Annotated in this window: 15 protein-coding genes; all 15 read right to left on the minus strand. The window is 47.4% G+C overall.

Annotated elements, in window-relative coordinates; all coding sequences use genetic code 11:
• Nucleotides 1–174 precede the first annotated feature (174 nt).
• Genes ADH67_RS01990 through ADH67_RS02060 form a run of 15 tightly spaced genes read right to left on the minus strand, consistent with a single transcriptional unit; the run spans nucleotide 175 to nucleotide 18,593 of the window.
• Entirely contained in the window at nucleotides 175–3,066 is a 2,892-nt protein-coding gene (locus tag ADH67_RS01990) for a conjugal transfer protein TraG N-terminal domain-containing protein (RefSeq protein ID WP_066591151.1), read from the minus strand.
• Nucleotides 3,066–4,499 carry a conjugal transfer protein TraH gene (locus tag ADH67_RS01995; RefSeq protein WP_157108087.1) on the minus strand — a complete coding sequence of 478 codons (1,434 nt, stop codon included), beginning with the start codon at nucleotides 4,497–4,499 and terminating at the stop codon, nucleotides 3,066–3,068. The genes ADH67_RS01990 and ADH67_RS01995 overlap by 1 nt, the downstream gene beginning before the upstream one ends.
• A gap of 5 nt (nucleotides 4,500–4,504) precedes the next feature.
• Nucleotides 4,505–5,347, minus strand: coding sequence for a conjugal transfer protein TraF (locus ADH67_RS02000; RefSeq protein WP_066591152.1), 843 nt, complete (start codon nucleotides 5,345–5,347; stop codon nucleotides 4,505–4,507).
• Nucleotides 5,348–5,365: 18 nt separating this feature from the next.
• Nucleotides 5,366–7,681, minus strand: a complete 2,316-nt coding sequence (locus tag ADH67_RS02005) for a conjugal transfer protein TraN (RefSeq protein WP_158212611.1) — start codon at nucleotides 7,679–7,681, stop codon at nucleotides 5,366–5,368.
• A complete protein-coding gene (locus ADH67_RS02010; RefSeq protein ID WP_066591153.1) occupies nucleotides 7,678–8,958 on the minus strand; it encodes a hypothetical protein in 1,281 nt (426 codons plus the stop codon). Before ADH67_RS02010 ends, ADH67_RS02005 begins: the two co-directional genes overlap by 4 nt.
• A gap of 2 nt (nucleotides 8,959–8,960) precedes the next feature.
• A complete protein-coding gene (locus tag ADH67_RS02015; protein ID WP_066591154.1) occupies nucleotides 8,961–9,587 on the minus strand; it encodes a TrbC family F-type conjugative pilus assembly protein in 627 nt (208 codons plus the stop codon).
• Nucleotides 9,588–9,590: 3 nt separating this feature from the next.
• The gene (locus ADH67_RS02020; protein ID WP_066591156.1) at nucleotides 9,591–10,607 is read right to left on the minus strand and encodes a TraU family protein; all 1,017 of its coding nucleotides are present in this window, start codon (nucleotides 10,605–10,607) and stop codon (nucleotides 9,591–9,593) included.
• 8 nt (nucleotides 10,608–10,615) lie between these two features.
• On the minus strand, nucleotides 10,616–11,377 hold the full coding sequence (locus tag ADH67_RS02025; RefSeq protein WP_236578446.1) for a conjugal transfer protein TraW: 762 nt from the start codon (nucleotides 11,375–11,377) through the stop codon (nucleotides 10,616–10,618).
• A 13-nt stretch (nucleotides 11,378–11,390) separates the two neighbouring features.
• Nucleotides 11,391–11,903 carry a signal peptidase I gene (gene lepB / locus ADH67_RS02030; protein WP_066591158.1) on the minus strand — a complete coding sequence of 171 codons (513 nt, stop codon included), beginning with the start codon at nucleotides 11,901–11,903 and terminating at the stop codon, nucleotides 11,391–11,393.
• Entirely contained in the window at nucleotides 11,900–12,391 is a 492-nt protein-coding gene (locus ADH67_RS02035; RefSeq protein ID WP_066591161.1) for a hypothetical protein, read from the minus strand. Before ADH67_RS02035 ends, lepB begins: the two co-directional genes overlap by 4 nt.
• A complete protein-coding gene (traC, locus tag ADH67_RS02040) occupies nucleotides 12,388–15,108 on the minus strand; it encodes a type IV secretion system protein TraC (protein WP_066591162.1) in 2,721 nt (906 codons plus the stop codon). Before traC ends, ADH67_RS02035 begins: the two co-directional genes overlap by 4 nt.
• Nucleotides 15,105–15,746: a type IV conjugative transfer system lipoprotein TraV gene (traV, locus tag ADH67_RS02045; protein WP_084081408.1), complete on the minus strand. Its 642-nt coding sequence runs from the start codon at nucleotides 15,744–15,746 to the stop codon at nucleotides 15,105–15,107. The genes traC and traV overlap by 4 nt, the downstream gene beginning before the upstream one ends.
• Complete coding sequence (locus ADH67_RS02050; protein ID WP_066591166.1) at nucleotides 15,743–16,597, minus strand: DsbC family protein; 855 nt, start codon at nucleotides 16,595–16,597, stop codon at nucleotides 15,743–15,745. Before ADH67_RS02050 ends, traV begins: the two co-directional genes overlap by 4 nt.
• Before the next feature lie 11 nt (nucleotides 16,598–16,608).
• Nucleotides 16,609–17,841 carry a TraB/VirB10 family protein gene (locus tag ADH67_RS02055; RefSeq protein WP_066591168.1) on the minus strand — a complete coding sequence of 411 codons (1,233 nt, stop codon included), beginning with the start codon at nucleotides 17,839–17,841 and terminating at the stop codon, nucleotides 16,609–16,611.
• Nucleotides 17,838–18,593, minus strand: a complete 756-nt coding sequence (locus tag ADH67_RS02060; RefSeq protein ID WP_066591170.1) for a TraK domain-containing protein — start codon at nucleotides 18,591–18,593, stop codon at nucleotides 17,838–17,840. The genes ADH67_RS02055 and ADH67_RS02060 overlap by 4 nt, the downstream gene beginning before the upstream one ends.
• Nucleotides 18,594–18,595: the final 2 nt, after the last annotated feature.

Below are 18,595 nucleotides of genomic sequence, written 5' to 3' on the forward strand. Positions count from 1 at the left end.
CGACCAAAAAGGCCCAAAAATTTAAAAGATCAATGGGCCTTAAGGTTTTTTACGAGAGGTAATGATGAAATCTTCCTCCGATTTTTGAGGACCTCCAGTCAAATCAGAGTTCTCTTGAGTTTTTCTAAATGAATCACCAAAGACGCAAGTGAGATTAAAAAAATCTTTTTAGTCCTAATTCATCGGACTTTTATAGCCAAGCCCACCAGCTAAGCTCACTGCTAGGACTGTGCTTAATCCTTTTTGGTCTAGATGGTACCTTTCAACTGCGTTGTTCACTCCTCGCTCTTGTTCTTTCGCATTATCTTCTAAGTTAGTTTTAGTGTTGTCGATGGTTTGAGCCTGATTTCTAACGGAATCAATAAAAGCTTTATTGCGTTCAGGTTCGGTATTTTGTTTTCGACTTTCTTCTTGAATTTGATTTCTGAATTGTTGATTTTGCTCTAGAACTTCTTGTTCGTTCTTTTGGAAGTTCTGTTTGATCATTGCCTTTCCGAGAGCTTTATCAAACTTTCGCGGTGCGTCAATCTGACCCGTGCCAAAGGTTTCTTTGCCCTTTGCCGCGATCTTGGCTTGGGCGGCACGATCAAAACCAACTTGCTCTCGGACTTCTGTTTGGTGAAAGATCTCTTCCAATGAAGACTCTGCGCTTTTGCCGTTATGTAGAAGTCGGTTCATCACTAAGACATCATTGTTGACTGAAGTTGAATCAGAACCCGTTTCTGCCGCAGATCTTGCTTCCGATGCTCCTTCCGCAGTATTGAACTGTTTGCTTCTTTGAAGAGCAATGTGATGAGCTTTGTCTAAAGAAGCTACGAAATTCTCAGCAGCGTTCTTAATGCGCGACTCAGAAGTAGAAGCAGCGATTTGCTGGGCAGCAGATCTGACCTGAGAATATGCCTGACTTCTTTGTTCGGCTGTTGCACTAGATTTAGTTCCGGTGGCCGTATCAATAAGATTTTGAGCCGTAGTAGTTTTCAGCCCGGCTTCTAGTCCGGCTAATTCGCCTACAGCAGAACCTGCGGAGTTGATTGCGTTCAATATTGAGTTTTTCTTGGCAGCAGAGGGGTCGCTGGCAGTCGCATTTTGAACCGATGCGTTTGGATTCAGGGGCAGTTGTTGTCCACCCGGATTGTTTGCAGACCCCTCCGCTTCTCCGGAGGCAGCGCCGACTTTAACTCCGGCCCCCGTGCTAAAGCTGAGATTTTGACTTGTTGTCAGGCCGGAAGAACCTGTGGAAGACTGCACGTAGGAATTAGAGCTGTTATAAGAGCTCTGGTCTGACAGATTCTGAGAGCTCGAGTGTGACTGATCCAGCTGATGAGAAAGAGCCTTCGCAAAACTAACAGATCCGGAATCCGAAGAAGTAGCTGAGTTGGACAGAGATAAGTTTGTCATATCCGAAGTCGTCAACGAAGTTGAAGACATTGAAGATGCCGTAACTGATCTTGACTGCTGAATTGTTGAGAAAGAAGAAATTCCAAGATCAATTCCTGAACGAACCATCCCAGTGACGTGATTGTCGCCATCTCGCGTTACCGTACCGTACGCTGTCGAAATTTTGCTCGTATAAGGGTCTGCAAATGATGAAGAAGTATCGTTTTTATTGGCGTTAATGGAATTAGAAGAAACATTGCCAATGGAGATGTTTCCTGAGGAAAAGTTTCCGGAAGAGAGCTGTCCTGAAAGGCCTTGGGAAGCTGATTGAGCCGGTCCCATTAAACCTCCTACCAGGGCAGCGGCGGCATAGTCGCTTCCTTTAGCAATGGCAAGAGCCAACATAGGAATAGCAAGCATTAAATATCCAGCCATTGCCTGAGAGCTTGCTCCTGTCTGCCTGATTAAATCGACTGCCATTAAAGAATTTCCGCCATACTCGGCAATAATTCTGTTCATCGGATTCGAATCAACCGAGATAAGAAGATAGTTTGCAACGGCATATAACGGTGCCCAAAGCTGAACCCAAATCAGCAGCACAAAAAAGGAACGAAAGATGAGACCCGCATTACTTCCGGCGGCAATGATGAGAATGAAAACCAATGGAAAGGCAGCAATGATGACAAATTCAATGCAGTTTCTAATCTTAGGCAAAGAGACCTTCGCGATCTCGCTCATGGTGCGATAACTGATTTCGCTTGCCAAATTACCTTGGGCTTTCGCAAGATTTACCGCCAGACTCAGAGGAGAACCTGAAAGTTGAGCAATGGAAGAAACACCCTCCGGAATAGCTTGAAGCATAATGGAGTGCTTTAGGGATGAATCGAGAGAACGGGAGAGGCCGAGCAAAAGACTTTCTGCATGAGGCAGACTTGTCATAATGGCATGAGCAGGATCCGCTCTGTCCGGCGTTAGAAGTGCTCCTAGTTTTTTCTTGATTTCGTCTAGTTCTGAGCCGTTTAAGAAAGTCTCCAGTTCAACAGCTGCTTCATCACAGCGTTTTACTTCCCCGTTTTCGTTTAGGGTGCTTCTGGCTGGATTTAGCCAACCGCTAGCCGTGACGGTTGCCCAGAGATCCGAGCTTTGAGCGAGCGCGTTAACTTTTGCAGGATTATCGGTCAGTTCAGGGGTTAAACAGTCGGCCACAAAGCGGTTGACTTTACGCCGTCCTAGAGGAGTTACCGTACCGATTCCCTGCAAAACAGAAACAGCTCTTTGAGGATAGACCATGCCGAATTTAGAAAACTTTTCTGCATCAGGAAGAGCAAAAGCACTTTCAAATCCTGTGGTTAGAAAATGCCCGATTCTTGAAGTGACAGAAGCAAAAAAGCCGATGCCGAAAGGCACATTCTGGACGACATGTACCGTTCCGGCTCTTTCATCGTGAATGGAAAGGTCAGTTTTTGGGATTAATAAGAGGGAATAAAAGAGGACGACCGCAAATAAGAAAGTTTTTGCAGCCATTCCTTGCCATCTAAAAAGTGCTGTAGTGAGCGTCACAAGAAAGCCGGCAAGAACCGCACTTTTAATTAGGCCTTGATAAGAAGGGCCGGAAGTAATTGCAACAACAGCTTCGAAAAGATCTCTTAATTGAGCGCCGTTCCAATAGGCAAAGTAGTCTAGAACCATCAGTTCTTATCTCCGAAGGATAAATTCGCAGCTAAGTCAGCAGCCAATGCTCCTTTGACGCTCTTTTCCAAATGTTCGATTTGCGTCACGAAGCTGTGGGCCCGGCTCATCTGCTGAAAAACGGTATCGCTTCTTCGGGAAAGATCTGCGCGGACCTCAGAAATACGGGCTTCAATTTGTTTGAGGTGCTCTTCGGCGATTCGGCCGGTTTGTGAGGCTGAAGAGGAAGCGGCCGCCGCTTTAATATCTAAGGATAAAGCATCCATGGCTCGAATAATTGCTTCATAAGCCGCCGCTTCCACATAGACGGCAAGCAAATCTTGAGAAAACCCAAGAAAACGCTTTGATGCCGTGGTGTTGATCAATCGAATTAGCGGGATGGTGGTGGAAGTGGCTAACAACATCAGGTCATCTTCCGAGACCAAGTAAGGATTTCTTTCGAGGATGGAGAGGCGGTAGTTGGAAGCTGCCTGCATAAACATAAAGGGAAGGTTAATATCGTCTAAAGCGGTTTTTGTGACGGTAAGGCAAAGTTCTTCGTCTCCTTTCTGGCAACGGAGACGAAAAGCTTCGGTCTCTAAGCTCGGCGCATCGGTTCTGCCGAACATAAAGCCGACCAGGTCTTGTCCCGCAATCGGAATAGCTCGAGTGACAGTATCTTCTCCGGCACCTTCATTGATGTAAATGACGGTGCCTACCAAGGTCATCATCAGCTCTCTAAGTTCTTGGTTGTATTTTGTAGAAAATGATCCGCCTGAGAGTAAAGCCCAAGTGAGATTAAGTTCAGGCGCATCAATGACGGAACCACCGGAATCCTTTTGTGCCGGAGCGTTGCTGACAACCGCGGAGCCGTCGGTTCTGGTTTTAGCGTTAGCTTCGGACTCATCGGAGACGATACCTGTAGAACGGAGATAGCTTCTTGCTTCGAAGGCTGATTTTTCTAAGAATTGCTGTGCGCCTGTCATTTTGAGAAGGTTTTGGCTTGCAGTGCACGAGTCGGAAAACATATTGGTGTACTGGCGAATCAAATCTCGGAAACTGGTGACTTGTTCATTTAGATCAGGAGCCAAGGACTGAAGTGCTAATTGAAAAGCCAGACCCGGAAGTGCGGTGCCGATGTTTCTTAAGAACGCTACGAATTCTTCTCGGCTCGGTATGCCGAAAGCTCCTAAGAAAATATCGATGCCTCCGCATCCGGCAGACAATGAAGGAGGCGTGAAATAGAACGCATTGAAATCTTTTCTGGGAGCTCTGTAGACAAAACCGCCTCCGGTGATGGTATTCATTGAGTTGGACTGATAGATGCCTGCAGATGTAATGTTGCCCTGATAAGAACCGGCCGAGGCGTAGAAGTCTTTCATAAAGCTGGCTTGGGCCGGTAAAGCAATACAGGCGCACACGGCTAAAGAAGTTAGGGTTTTTGTAAATTTCATCGTTGTTATTCTTGATTTAACGGGTTAGAGGCGGATGGATAGGCTGTGTCTTTGAGAGATTCGCCTCCGAATAAAGAAGCTCCCGGCTCTTTAGTACCGAGCAATGCAATGCGGGAGAGAATATCTTCGAGCGCAACAACGCCGGAAGAGACAAGATAGCTCTTGGTCTGTTCCCGGTTGACCATAAAGAGCGCCGGAACTTGTTGGATGCCTTGTCCTTTAGTCAACAAAGAACCGATGCCGTTATCGGGCAAAGATTCCGGAAAATGCTCATTGGCCGAGCCGTCTAATGAGACGGCAATGACTTCAAAACCGTAGTCCGTGGAAAGCTTTTTAATTAACGGGCTTTGAAGATGACAGAACCGACAATTGTCTTTGAAGAAATAGACCAGACCCCATTCTTTTGAGAGTGTTCCGAGCTCCAGAGCCTTTTGTTTGTTGCGTTCATTTTTTAAGTCAACCTGGGCAAAGTTTGCGGCAGGATTTCTGGCTGAGAAGTCGTATTCCGGATTCTGCCAAGCGACTCTTCTCCATTGGTCGGCGAAGAGGGCAGATTTTTCTTGAACGAAGTGATTGGCCTCTAAATAGAGCTTCATGTTTTCTTCGGTTGGATTCATGACGGCTGTATTGAGCCGCCTTTCTCTTTCTTCTCTTAAGCCTTCAATTGTCGGAATGCTTTTAAGGTCTAAGGGAGCCGGTTTTACTTCTTTAGGTTTATCGGAAGGGTAGTAAAGGAATCCGCGTTCATCGGATTTCCAGACATCTTCTGTCCAGAAGTTGTTCTCTTGGGCTGCAGACAATGAAGTCATGAAGCCCAAGAGGAAGGTGAGTATCGGTTTAAGAGACATATTTCAGGAATTCAGTGATTATTTTTTCTTAGGAGGCAAAGATGGCTTGCCGGTAAAGTCGGGATTGACCACACCGGAGGTTCCTTGATTGGGAGCAACGTATCCGCCGAGGTTTTCGTTGACAAGACGGTTGAAGTGGGCTTGACCGCGGTCCGCTGCAGCTTCTTTATTGAGTTCGGCTTTGGCTTTGATTTCCGCTTCAAACTCAGATAAATCCATGGCTTCAAAATCCAATGTTTCGAACTCTTCTAAAGTAAAGCCGGAACAATCCGGATTTTTAGCAGAACCCCAGGATTTGCCGGTTTGTTTACGGCCTTCCTCTTGAATGATTCTGGCTAGACGAGAATTGAAACAGCAATAAGATTCCGAACGTTCGATGCAGCCGAACTTTTCTCCTTTGGAGCAGTAAGTGCCGACATAATGACAAAGGTTTTGGCCTTTTTTCAGCATTAAAGCCTGTTCGGAAGGTTCACACTGAAGAAAGTCCATAGCAATCTGGAAAGCAACCGTAACGGCAAACGAAGTAGGATCAAACGTGAAGTACATGGTGCCTCCCTGCAGCGTCATCCCGAATCCATAGAAAGACAGCGAGGGGTTATAAACTCCTGATGACGCATTACCGTACAAAGCCGTCAGCAAGCCGGAAGTGGCTTCAGAGGCAGAGAGAACATCGTAAACATAAGGACTGCCGACATATTTAATAGCTTCGACGGTGGCGTCACCTGCAAAGGTCAACGCTTTACCGAAAGCATCCGAGTTGGAGGAGCCGGATTTAACTTTGGTGTCGCAGCAAGAAAATCCAAGAACCTTCTTGGAGCATTTATCGCTTTCGCCTTTAAAGAATTGATTGCCGTCGAAGTCGCCGTAAACGGCGCCTTCGCGGGCCACTTCCAGAATACTTAAAACCCACGCGAAATCTTTATCGGCAGGGACAGGTTCTCCGCAAAGGCCGTCAAGGCATTCTGCCAGCCGGCAAATAACTTCAGTGACGGTAGAAGATTCTTTTTCTTCGCACTTGTAAATATGAGAATAAGTCAAACACTTACCGACATCATCCTCGAAAAGACAGACGGAATCTACTTTGACGCATTTCTTATTTTGTTCTAAGGAAGTGCAGTTGGAAGAAGGGCCGTTTGAAGCACCGCAGACGTAAGTGGTTTCGTACTTCCAGCAGTCTTTGGTGATCAATTCTCCGTTGATTTCTTTTGTTCCTCCGGGCTCCGTACAGACGGTATTTAAAACGCTGCAGTCGGGATTGTTGTCCAAAGGCTGACAAGTCTCAGACCAAGTTAATCCCGAAATCACGATGTCGGATGTAATTTCTTGCGCCGGCCCCGGGTCAATAGCTTCATTGGTTTGGCAGAGGATTTCTTTTTCCATCGCATAACAGCGCAAACCGACTTTATCGATGCATTTGGAAGACTGTTCTTTACAGGCAGCAATCTTTTCTAGGGCTTCGCAAGAGTTTTCATTGACGGTTTCTATGCAGCGGTACTCTTGGGTTTGTTCCCAGCAGTCGGTCTCAATTTCCACACCGTCGATGATTTTGATGCCTCCGACTTCCGTACAAGAAGAACTCTGAAGAGTACAGCTCATGCCGGCAGTGGCGTTTTGACAACTCAAGGTATCAAAGCCCGGCAGCGTGGGGGATCCGTCCGGCGTGATATCAGGTCCTTCGATAAGGCCGGTGTTGACGCAGCGGTAAGTTTTCTGCCATTGGGCGCATCCCGTCTCGTCTTCTTTGATACAAACCGGATCACCGACTGCCGTGCAGCCGGAGGCTGCTTCCAAAGTTTGGCACGAATTAGAAACACCGGAAGAGGCGCAAGCGTAATCTCTTTCGTAGCGCCAACAGTCTTTGTAGACAGCAACCCCGTTAATGACGCGAGTCTCTCCGGGTTCAATGCATCGCTGAGCCGCGACATAACATTCTTTGTTATCAATAAAGGATTGGCACTGATTGTTCTGCTCGGAGGAGGAAACGGTATGGCTGTAGTCTAAGAGTTCCACATTTTCTTCCGGAGGGATTTCTTCCGAGCAAGAAAATCTTTGTTCCCATCTAAGACAAGTTCCGGAAAGATCTGCGGAGACGCAGACTTTATTAACAAGCTTACAGGCAGGCGTTTGTTCTAAGGCAGCGCAATAGTTGACTTCAGCGGCTTCATTACAAGATCGTCTGAATTGATAATTCCAGCATTCTCTATAGACTTCTACGCCGTCAACGTATTTAGAACCGGGGCCGTCAACGCAGACGTATTCTCCGTCCGCACACGCTGCATGAATATCAGCAAAGACCAATGAGGAAAGAAGCAAGCTGAGGAAAGTTTTTATCATTGGTACTCCACAGTTGAGCTCTCTTCCAAGACGCAGGACATGGTCCATTGATCGATTTCGGCTCCATGAGAATAAGTCTGATAGCCGAAAACTTTAGAGAGACTGCCGGAGCGGACGAACTGATTTTTCTTTTTATAGTAGACATCCATTTTGACTTCGGTAGTGCAGGAGCTGCCGACACAGCGAGTTTTACCGGTCCAACGGCCTTTGCAGTTAGAGAATTCTCTTTCTTCATCAAAATCCAGAGCTTTAACTTCGAAGCCGAAGTTAGCCGAGTTTTTCACATTGGTTTCGATTCGAATGGAGGGGATTTCGTCTTTAGAGCAAGCGTATTTAAGACTGACGATATCGCCGCCGTTGCACTCGTCGGTTCCTAAGCCTGAATGGTCTTCGGCTTGAGCCTGCTGCATTTTGCCAATTTCGCAGCCCGGGGTAGCCACAACGGAAAGAACTTTATTACATCGGTAAGTTTTTGCCTGGATAAGCTGTTTAGAGCATTGATAGACGTACTCAGACTCAACATCGATATTGATGCCGATCTGACAAGATTGTCTGGGGGCTTCTAAGCAGGTGTAGTTTTGAACGGAAGAAACATAGGGGTTGGTGCAGGTAATGTTTTTTACGTTTCCGGTTCGATTAATACACTTGAATAAAGAAGTGATTTCCAATTGCTCTGTCCAACCGGAGAAACATTGTTCGGTGATTACCCCGGTTGTTTCTTCGCAAGCGGTGTATTCATACTGAGGCGGCGTGGTTGTGGTGATAGTCTCGCAAATTATTTCATTCGAGTCGCTGATGTCCGGGTGAGGCTTTTGCGCTCCTGCAAGAACGTGGTCTCGGTCACCTAAAATTTGATCAAAGTCAGATTCCGGCCAAGAGGGATGAGAGTTGGTGTCATAGATAACTTGGACGGCACGGCAATCCATAGAAGATTTATCAAGACAGCAGTCAGCTTTGATTTGGCCGGGGCCGAGTAAATTCCCTTGTCCTTTATTAAACAAGTTCTTAAGTTCCGAGACGTCTGAACCGTAACCAGGAACGGTTTGGGTGGAAGACCCAGTGGTTAGGATGTTTTTGATAGAGACCCCGGCAGCTGCGTCTTTAGCTGCATTCATGGCATCTTCTTTGTTCATTTTGCTGTTAGCAGATACATATGAAGAGTCGGTTCGAGAAGAGGTGCCCGTGGTTTCTGCGGCTGATGAGCTTGCTGTTGCCTGGAAAGCCAAGGACAAGGCGGTTAGGAGTACGGCGGAAAGGGCAAAGGAGAAAGTTTTCATGACTACGGGCGCTCTCCGAGTTTTTGGCGAAGACGTTGAGCTTCTTTGCCGATTTCATCTTGTCTGTCCGTGAGCGTATCGAGCATGTATCCCAGAGTCACATCTCCTAAGACGAGAGCTGCGTTTTGTGCTGCGTCTGCATCTTGATTTCCGCAAGAGCCAGAGGATTCGGGAGACTTTTGTTGATGCTTACGAATTATCAGCATGGGAACTTCGGTGACGCCGAATTCTTTAAATATTTCCGGATTGAGTTCCACGGAAGCTCCTAACTCCACTAAGAAGTTAAAAGCTTGGAGACTTTGAGGATTTAAAAGAGGCTTATTTGCAGGGGCTTTCGGGTCAACGGGAACACCTCTGAAAACCAAAGGAACGCCGGCATCTTTTGCGTCAGCGGCTAATCTTTTAAGAGAAGCTTCGGGCATGGAGAGGGAGACCAAAAGCAGGGCCTCCATGCGGTTTTGATTGAGCATTTCAGTTTGGATGGTCTGAGCATTGTCAAGGATATCGTCAATGGTTAACGGCAAGGACTGCTCGGAGGCCGAGTTACCGGCCGAGACACTTGCAGAGGCAGCATGAGAAAGGCTAAAGGACAACGCAATAGCCACTATTAGGAGAGAACGTTTGAACATGATTTAAATTCCGGTAATTCCGGATCCTTGGCAGCAGTCGCGTTTACGGTAAATAAGATAGGCAGCGTCTTCGCCTCCGGAAGCCCAAGTTTTACCGGAGGACCAAAGGGCGGTTGAAGCTCCAATCGGATAACAGCAGCGGCCGTCAACTTTGTCGGTTGTACGGGCCGGATACACCATTTGGGTGCGATAAACGGATTTATCCATGATGGGTTCAAGATAAGGTCCGCATTGTCCTTTCTTGCCGTAAGCCGCCCATTGAAGACCTTGACGGTGAAGCTTCATCAGAAAACGAGAAACTAATAGGGAAGAGGCCTGCGGTAAATGAACGTGAGAAGCAATCCATCCTGTGAGAGGAAAAATGTTTCCGCTGCATCCCCCGCACCAATAAAGCTCAGAGACCGGTAAGCTCGTGGTGCTGGCCACGCAGTCGGCTGCGCATGCGGCTTGAGCGGGCAGGTTTGCAAATAAACTGACATCCGGATTTAAAAAGAAGGTGGTCACCGAGTCATCCCAAAGGGGATCGAGTTCGGTCATGTAAGCTAAATCCCAAGCGGATTGTTCTAAACAATCGGTATCGAGCAAGACTTCCAGAACAAAGAGCCAAGGCGTGAAATACCAATGTACTTGATAAAAGGAAGTTCGCCCGGAAGCAGCAGTTTTAGAAGGAGTTCTGCCGTGGGCCGGAGCACGAATGCCGACATCTAAATCCAATCCGCCGAGTGACGGGAAGCAGTAAGGCTGACGGACGATTTCTGCCGTTCTTAACGGCTCCCAGAAGGACATATTCATGCCGACTTTGATATTGGCGCCGGAGGTGCAGGCACAAAAGGTGTTTGCCCCGGTATTTGGGTCCGGATTCTTGCCGGAAGCCAGAGTAATGCCTCCTAACTTAATCGGGAAAATACAGCTCCAGCAGACATCGGTCACGGGATTAATGATCTTGCCGCGGCAAGCGGCTTCTGCAGAAGAGCTCAGCAGACCGCAAAAAAGCGTAAAGATGAAGAGGAAGGTTTTCATAAGCAGGCTTAGAGGGAGTTAGACAGTACGGATTGAACTTCTTGGGGCGGGAACTCCATTCCGCTCGGGCCGTCCGTACCGTTAAAGAGGATCGCCGGCGTAGCATGGATGCCGAAAAGACGCGTTAAAGAGCCGCCTTGGTCAAAAAATATTCTTCTATTAAGGGTGCGGCTTGCTTCACCAATGCTGCCGTTGACGAGAACGATTCTGGAGTCAGGCCTTTTTTCGGCGATGGCTTTGGCTGCGTTTAATTCTTCTTTGTCGGTTCCGTCAATAAAAATCAACTCCCGAGAAATCCTCGGCATCTCAACGGAGGCAGCCTGACGAAGAAGGCTTTCGGGTAAGGTTTCAGGGATGGAAGCTTCTAAAGGCCAAATTCTGATTTCTTGTGCCTTAGCAAGACCAACAACAGCCGGAGGATTACGCATGAGTTCAGCGATTTTTTGTTTTTCTTGGTCAAAACGTTTTTGGTACTGACCGGAAGATTTAAGTTGGTTGATTCTTTCCATAAAAAGCTCCAACAAATCAGGCTCAGCAATTGGATAGATCGGACCGAGGGCCTGAAGCTTTTCTTTTGCAGCAGGGTTTTCTTTTACGGTTACTGCCTTATGGTCTTTAAGAATTGAAGAACCGGCACTATCTTTTGCGAATTTGGCAGGAGCCGCAGAAATGCCGAGGCCGCGGATTTCTAAGCCGGCATGGGTAAATCCCGCCAAGGCTCCTACTGAAGCCAAAAGACAGCAAGCTAAAAGAAGATGAGAGGTTTTCATGGAAGGGCGATAATTAAAAAATAGGGTAAGCCTTGCCGATAAAACGGCAGCGGTTAATCGGTCCGAAGTTCGAGTATCGAGAATCAAAAGAGTCCGGATGGGTTCCCAAGACAAAGTAATCGTCTTCGCCGAGGAGTTGGTCTTGAATCTTCTGCAAGGGCTCTCCTTTGAGCGAGACTTTCTTCGCTACCGCAACTGGCTTGTCTTCACAAAAGATTTGCTGGCCATAGGTGCGGATTCTTTCTCCGGGCAGACAGACCACTTTCTTAACAAAGGGCATCTCATTGCCGGCGGTTGCGCTTTTGGGAGGATAGAAAGCCACATAGTCTCCTCGCTCAACATCCTTTTGTCCCAGCTGAATCGCAAACAACGTTTGGGGCAAAGAGTTGGTGTAGTTGTAAGCCAATTTCCAGTGATGGGTAAGAATGACCACAATCAATAAAGCGAGCATCCAAATCCATCCGTAGCGAGAGTAATGGCGTGAAATGCCCAAAAAGAATCTCACGGCGTTATGAGCTAAATTCATTTGAAGGCCTTGGAGAAATTAGATTGAAGGGCTTTCATACGCTCGGCGACTAAGATTTCCGATTTAGCGATTTTGTCGGGTGTAAAGCCGAGCTTTTGCAGCAAAGGTTCGGTGTAATCCGGCAGCTTAGTCGGTGAGATCACTGCAGAAGAAACCAATAAGGTGCAATTGCATTCTTTTTGAAGGTTTTCTATTTCGGTTTTCATGCGGTGTGCAAAGATTTTGGCTTCAACGGCTAACTCTTCAGGTTTTAATCCTTTAGAAGCCAGAATGGTTTCGTTGACTTGAACTACCTTGTTGAGGTTCAGTACCGCAAAAGCAGGGGCCTCTTTAATTTGTCTCTGCAGCATGAAGAAGGCAGCACTTGCAAGAACGGCGAGAGCCATGACTGCGACGGCTAAGACTTTAGAAAGCAGAGAAGGTGACCTTACGGCAACGTGCGGCCGAGTGTTTTCATTCCTCATGTTGTTTGTGGAAGGCTTCGTCATTTGCTTCGATCCTTAAGAACAAATTCAATTGCCTGATGCATGGACAAGCCCTGCTGAAGATAATGATTAATGGCTTCGATATCGTTTGGATGAGTACTGGTCATGAGCTGAGAGTAAGGATCCAAAAGCAAGCGGTTTACGGAAGGCGGTTGATCTCCGATTCTGATAAAAACTTCCGAGTAAGCTCCTGCAACAGTCGTTAAAGACTCCAGCATTTGAATCTGATGGTCATCCATCGCAATATGACCTTTGCGTTTGAGCTGCTCTAAGGCTTCCTGTTTTTGTCGAAGGATAAATAAACAGTCAGAGTTTTCTAAAGCCGAACGGGCAGTTTCGCTTTTCCAATAGTCAGAGGGAGACTGTGTAGCGGTAAAGAAAGAGCCGTTGTATTTTCTGGCGCGGCGGTAGCCTTCCTCAATAAACTTGCCGGAATGGCCTTCGCCCATTAAGTCCCAGGCCTCATCAATAATGACTAGCTTGGCTTCTTTACGGGAGCCCTGTTTCATTTCTTGGTCAATAAGACACATCAGCAGCATGAGGATGACGGACTGAAGGGACTTCTTGTTTTTGAGCTGTTCCAGCTCTAAGACAACAAACTTGTTGTCAAAACGGATATTGGCTTCGCCGTTAAAAAAGGTTTCGTAAGCGCCTCCTTTGCAGAAAGGACTTAACTGAATGCCGAGGTCGGAAATTCTCGGGTCGTTTAAATGTTCCTGCTCTGCTCGAGTAAGAGATTGGTAATGCGCTGCCCAATGTTCATCATCGATTTGAGGTTTAGTACCGCCGATTCTTCCGTTATGGATCAAGGACTCAGCTAAGTCAGTGACCGTCGGAATTCTTCCTTCTTTGACGGCTTTAACCCAAGTACTCTTGAAGTGGACGGCCAAGTGCGAAAGACGCAGGTCGTCCAAGGGCATAGAAGGAGAAACCATCTGAGCGATGACCGGCAAAAAGAAACTTAAATCTTTGTCGATATCTTCAATCAGGGAGAAGGGATTAAGACAGTCAAAGCTGCCGTCAGCGCGAGGAAGATCGGAGAATTCAATGTATTGGCCCTGCAGAACGGAACAAAGCTTCTGGAAGCTGCGTCCGTGGTCAATAATCCAAACTCTTCCGCCGGTTCTTAAGACGCCGGTTGCAATTTCATTTAAGAGTACACTCTTGCCGGAGCCGGAAGCACCGATAATCGCGCCGTTGTAGTTTCCGTTCGGATTAGCAAAAGGATTAACGGAAAGAATTTGGCCTCTTCTGCTGACAAGATTAATGACCGGCGTCGGCAGCTGCTTTCCTGCTAAGGGAGGAGAACCTTTCCAATCGGCAATCAGAGGCAGCATATTAGCGGCGTTGCCCGTGGTTTTAGTGGTTGAGCGCTGAGCCGCTTTAATGTCGGCCGCTAAAAGCGGTCCTCCGGTCATCGGCAAAGAGGCCAACAAGCCTTGAAGCTGCATAAAGTCGTCCACCACGAGATCTAAGCCTGCGGTTTGGTAAATCGAGCGCGCGGTTTCTACGGCAGTGTGCTGATTGCCGCTTTCCGGAAACAACAGGATTTGGTTGGACATATGAAGAAGTCCTTCACCGTTTTCAAAAGCTTCAACGGCTAAGCGCCAGTCTTCGGCCTCTTTACGCATAACCGGCATAAACTTGACGATTTCCGTGGAGGCGATTTGCTCGGCTCGTGCGCTTTTAAGCTGCGTCTGTGCCTTGGCCGATTCGTAGCTCTTGGTAGAAAGACAGGTGGTAATGAGATACGGACAAGGATAAGGGGCTTTATCGCCTTGAGGAGAACCTGTCAGTTTATTTACGTTATCCAAAGAAAAGGCTTCCGGATAATTGCGTACGCTCATGGAAACGGCAGCTACTCGTTTTTGTCGATATAAAGAGTGAAAATCAATGAAGTTCGGTTCAATATTGATTCTGGTATCGGCGAGGACGCACTGGGTTCTCGGTTCACGATCGGGATCGTGAACGGTAGGAGTCCAAGCATTCTCTAAAAACAAATGAGGATTTAACAGTTGAGAAAGCGTATTGATGAGGACGGACTCGTTCCAAGACCAAGGGCTTAAATGCCATTGGCGAAGGAGAGCCATATGTCCTTCCCGAATCTTTTTAACTTTATCGCGAACGGCAAGATTAAAAGGATCGGAAGTCGGAATGACTACACTCATCCATGAGCGGAAATTGCATAGTCTTCCGGTTATTCCGGGTTTAGGATCTTGATAAGAGCCTTTTAATAAGAAGTCGGCACGGGCTTTGGAAAGCCCCTTCATGAGCTCAAGCTGCTCAACGCGTAAAGGATCATCTTTAGATGAGGGTTCAACGGCTGAAGAAAGAATTAAATCCGTCAAAGGCTTAACGTACGGAGAAGCAAACAAGCAGAACTGAATGCCGGTTCCTTCCGGAATTCCTTGACCGAAGAGATGCTTGAGGCTTTTAGCCATGACCGGAGTACATCCGGTTTGCGGAACAATCTCAATTACGTAGCCCAGGCCTTCAAAAGAATTGAAGTTAGGAGCGGCAATAGCGCATAAGTTATCTTCTTCGCTGAAATGAGCGTAAGGAAGAAGGTTGGAGAATCTGTCGATAAGCATAGGAGAGCCGGTTCTCGGCTCCATTTCTGAATCTTTCATGGATAAATTGGAGACAAAAGACATTCCGAACTTGGAAGAAAGTTTTGTTTTAAGGTTCTTCAAAAGAGAAGCTTTTAATTGCCTGGTCACGAAGTTCTTCCTTTAAGGACATCTAAAGGGTTAGGTTTCTTTGTCGAGGGCTCCGGTGTTTTATCTTGAGAGAGCGGGTAGACTGGGCGATAAGGACTTCTCGGCTTAGCCATTTCATCAATTGTCGGGACTGACCAGCCGGCGTTCAGCACTTTGACGTACATATAACGCTGGTCATGAAGGTCCCCTTCAGTGTCGGTAAAAGGCGCCATCCAAACTCTAAAAATGGTTTCGGGGCTTCTCCAAGGCGACGCCGGAGAAATTACGGCAAAGTTCGGGCTGGTGATGGGACTGACCGCTGAGGCTGCTTGCCGTTCTGCCTTGAGCAGGGCTTCTTCGGGAGAAGGGGCGGAAGCTGAGCCCTTAGCCGCTTGCTCTCGGTTCGGCTCAAAATACGGTTGGACAAATTCCAGCTCCTCCGCTTGGGCTGCGAAGGCCGCAGGCACCTGAAGGTTCTGCGCGTCTTCAGCTTCTTTTTGTGTTTGGGCATAGACATCCGAAATATTTCTGCAAGACGGCTTGCCGGTTAAATCGCCGCAGGAAAAGTCCGTCTGAGCATTGGAGAAGCCGGTCAAGGAGCCGCAGCCTGTTAAAAGAACTGCCGGAAGCAGACAAGTTAAAAGTGCAGTGGTTCTCATGATTTTGTCTTTTTATTGCCTTGATTGATGAATTCTTCGAGCTTTTCAAGAGGAAGGGCTCCGGCCGTTCGGTCGCCTGCGGCGTTAATCAGGGTCGGCGTGCCTCCGATGCCAAGCTCTGCGGCCAGCTTTAGAGTAGATTCGACCGGAGAAGTGCAAATCGGATTGTTAGCTACCGACTTAACCGTCTCTCCGTTTAAAGCTTTAGCCAGCTCTTTAACACTGTCGGCTGCACACCAGACGGCATCGCTTTTAGCTTTAGCTTCCGGATGGATAGAAACTAAAGGAAAAAGAAACGTATAGACAGTCACATCGGTAACTTTCTCTAAAGTTTTAGCGAGTTTTCTGGAATAAGGACAATCAACATCGGTAAAGATAATCAAGGTTCGGGAGCCGTTTCCTTTAACTTCTTTAACGGCTTTATCTAAAGGAAGCTTTTTAATGTCAATGCGGCGAATATCTTTAAGTCTTCGGTCGGTTAAGTCCTGACCTTTTTCCATATCCAAGAGACGGCCGGAAAACAGAAATCTCGCTGTTTTATCAAAGTAAATGACTTCTTTACCGACGGCGGCTTCAAAGATTCCGGGAACGGGCGTTAAAGAAAATTCATTTACTTTGGTTTTTGGATAACGCTCGGCAAATCTTTCGGAAGCTTCTTTTAAGTTCGCGGACGGATCCACAATGACCGGTGCTGTTTTATCCGAGGCATTTGCAGACTTAACGGAAGCGGCTTTGACGACAGCTGCGGTCTTAACGGCGCCCGGAGATGGATTAGTGCAAGCTCCGGAGGCATGAACCGAGGAAGCCGCAAAGGCTGCTGCAATGAATAAAAAGAGAAGAGATTTTTGCATAGGAGAATTTCTTATTTATTTAAACGTTCAATAGATAAGCCTTGAGAAATCACGATTTCTACGTCACGGCCGGAATCCACTTCAAGGACCGGGAACATATCGCTGGCAAGTTTTAAGTAGTAATCGGTAATGCGGTCCATGGCATGGGACGTTCCTTCGCCGAGACCGGCTCGCCACGGATTTTTAACGCTTTTTGAAACCGTTCCGGTAATGGATGTGGTGGAGTCTTCGGCGGCTAAAGAGACGGCTTTGCCAAGGCCCGATAAGGTTCCGGTAAAGAGTGCATTGGCGATTGCCTGTCCGGATTTGGTTACCAATCGAGCGCGAAGACCGGTTTTACCGTCTTCGCCGGAAACGTATCCTTGAAGTTTGGTGTCAACGGCTCCGCCGTTTTCGTCAATACAAGAAAGACGGTCTAAGCGGATCAGAACTCGTTCGCTGGCAAGTTCACCGGTGGCGTTAGCGGTCACAAAACATCTTTTAATGCCGGAACGATAAAGGTTAGGCATAACGGCGGCATCAGTGAGCTCCATTAAGATTGGAACAGGGTTGCCGCTTCCCTGACCGCGGGTAGGAGCAATGGTGCCGTTAAGCAGCCTTGCTTTAGCAAAGGTTCCGCTCGGAAGGTATGTCAAGGCAGAAGGTTTGCTTTGCTGCTGCGGCAGTTTGCCAAGCACGGAAGAAGATTCTTTCTTTTGCGAAAGATCCGTAATAACCAAGCGAGGCAAACGCTGGGATGCCTGCTGCTCAGCCGCTTGTCTTTGGCGGGAGGTTTGCCCGGAAGAAAATCCTTGTCTGTTTGAGTGCGGGGCATTCTTGCCGAGGATTTGACCGGTTTGTCCTCCGGTAATCGCTTCAGCCGGAGGCCAGCCGTCCTGAGAATAATTGGAAACGGCTTTTGGTGCACGGATTTCTTCCGCTTGTTTTTTATGGAGTTCTTCCTTTAAGCGCTCTAATTCTTTAGTAAAGTGCTTTTCTCGTGCAGAGGCTTCTTTTAAAGAACCTTCGAGGTTCTGAAGTCTTTCATCGTAAAGTGCCTTGTAGCGTTCCACGTCTGTTTCGTTCGGCGTGATTTCAAATTTGGTCGGTGTTTCTTTACGCTCTTTAGGAACGGAATCTTTTCCGGTGAAATGCATAAAAAGAAAGACGACGAGCCCACAGCCGATGAGAGCAAGAGCAAGCACTTTCCATTGCTTAAAAAGCGTTTTGCGAGCTGCTGCGCTTTGAGGTGTATAGCCAATCATTGGAAATCTCCCATGCGGACAATCCAAAGATCTGTTTTTTCTTTGGAAGAAAGAGAGGCTTTATCTACGCCAATAGCCGCGACATTCTTTTGCCAGAAGCTGGACTCTTCAATCGGAGCCGGGGCAGAGTTGATGTTCTCCAGCGTCCAGAGTTCCAGTCTGAGTCCGGCAGTATCCCAATAACGAACGGGCACGGCCGTTAAAGAATCACGAATCATTTTGGATGCAGAGAGTTTTTTAGAAGGCTCGTTGACTATGGTGGTGAGTCCTCTAAAAAGCTTTTGGATTCTTTCTTCTGCCGGATGAGAAGTTCCGGCTGCCGCGTTAGAAGAAGAGGTCAAGCTGCGGGCTTCTTCGATTTCTAAGTTTTGACCGGAAAGTTTTTCCGTGGGCGTCAGCACTAAAGAATGTGTTTGACCGGATTCGGTCATTACAAACAAGTTTGTGCTTTCTCTGGTCAAAGGAACGGCAAACAAAGATCCGGTCGGTTCGTCATGTTTAATGTCAATGACTTGAGGATCAGAGACATAGCGGAGGATTCTGCCGTTTTTAACGGAGATTCTGTTTGCCTGACGCATAGAAATCGGAGCATAGCGGGCATCTCCAAGATTCTTGAGCTTGGTAGATGCTTGTGCCGTGCTCGGCACGCTCTCATCAAAGTCAAAGCCCGGCGGAATTTCTTTAGCGGCCAGCACCTGTAAAGACAATGCTGCAGTAAAGGCTAAGGCAAGTTTTAACGTAGTTTTAGTCATGT

The sequence above is a fragment of the Turicimonas muris genome, assembly GCF_002221595.1.
Classification (GTDB): Bacteria; Pseudomonadota; Gammaproteobacteria; order Burkholderiales; family Burkholderiaceae_F; genus Turicimonas; species Turicimonas muris.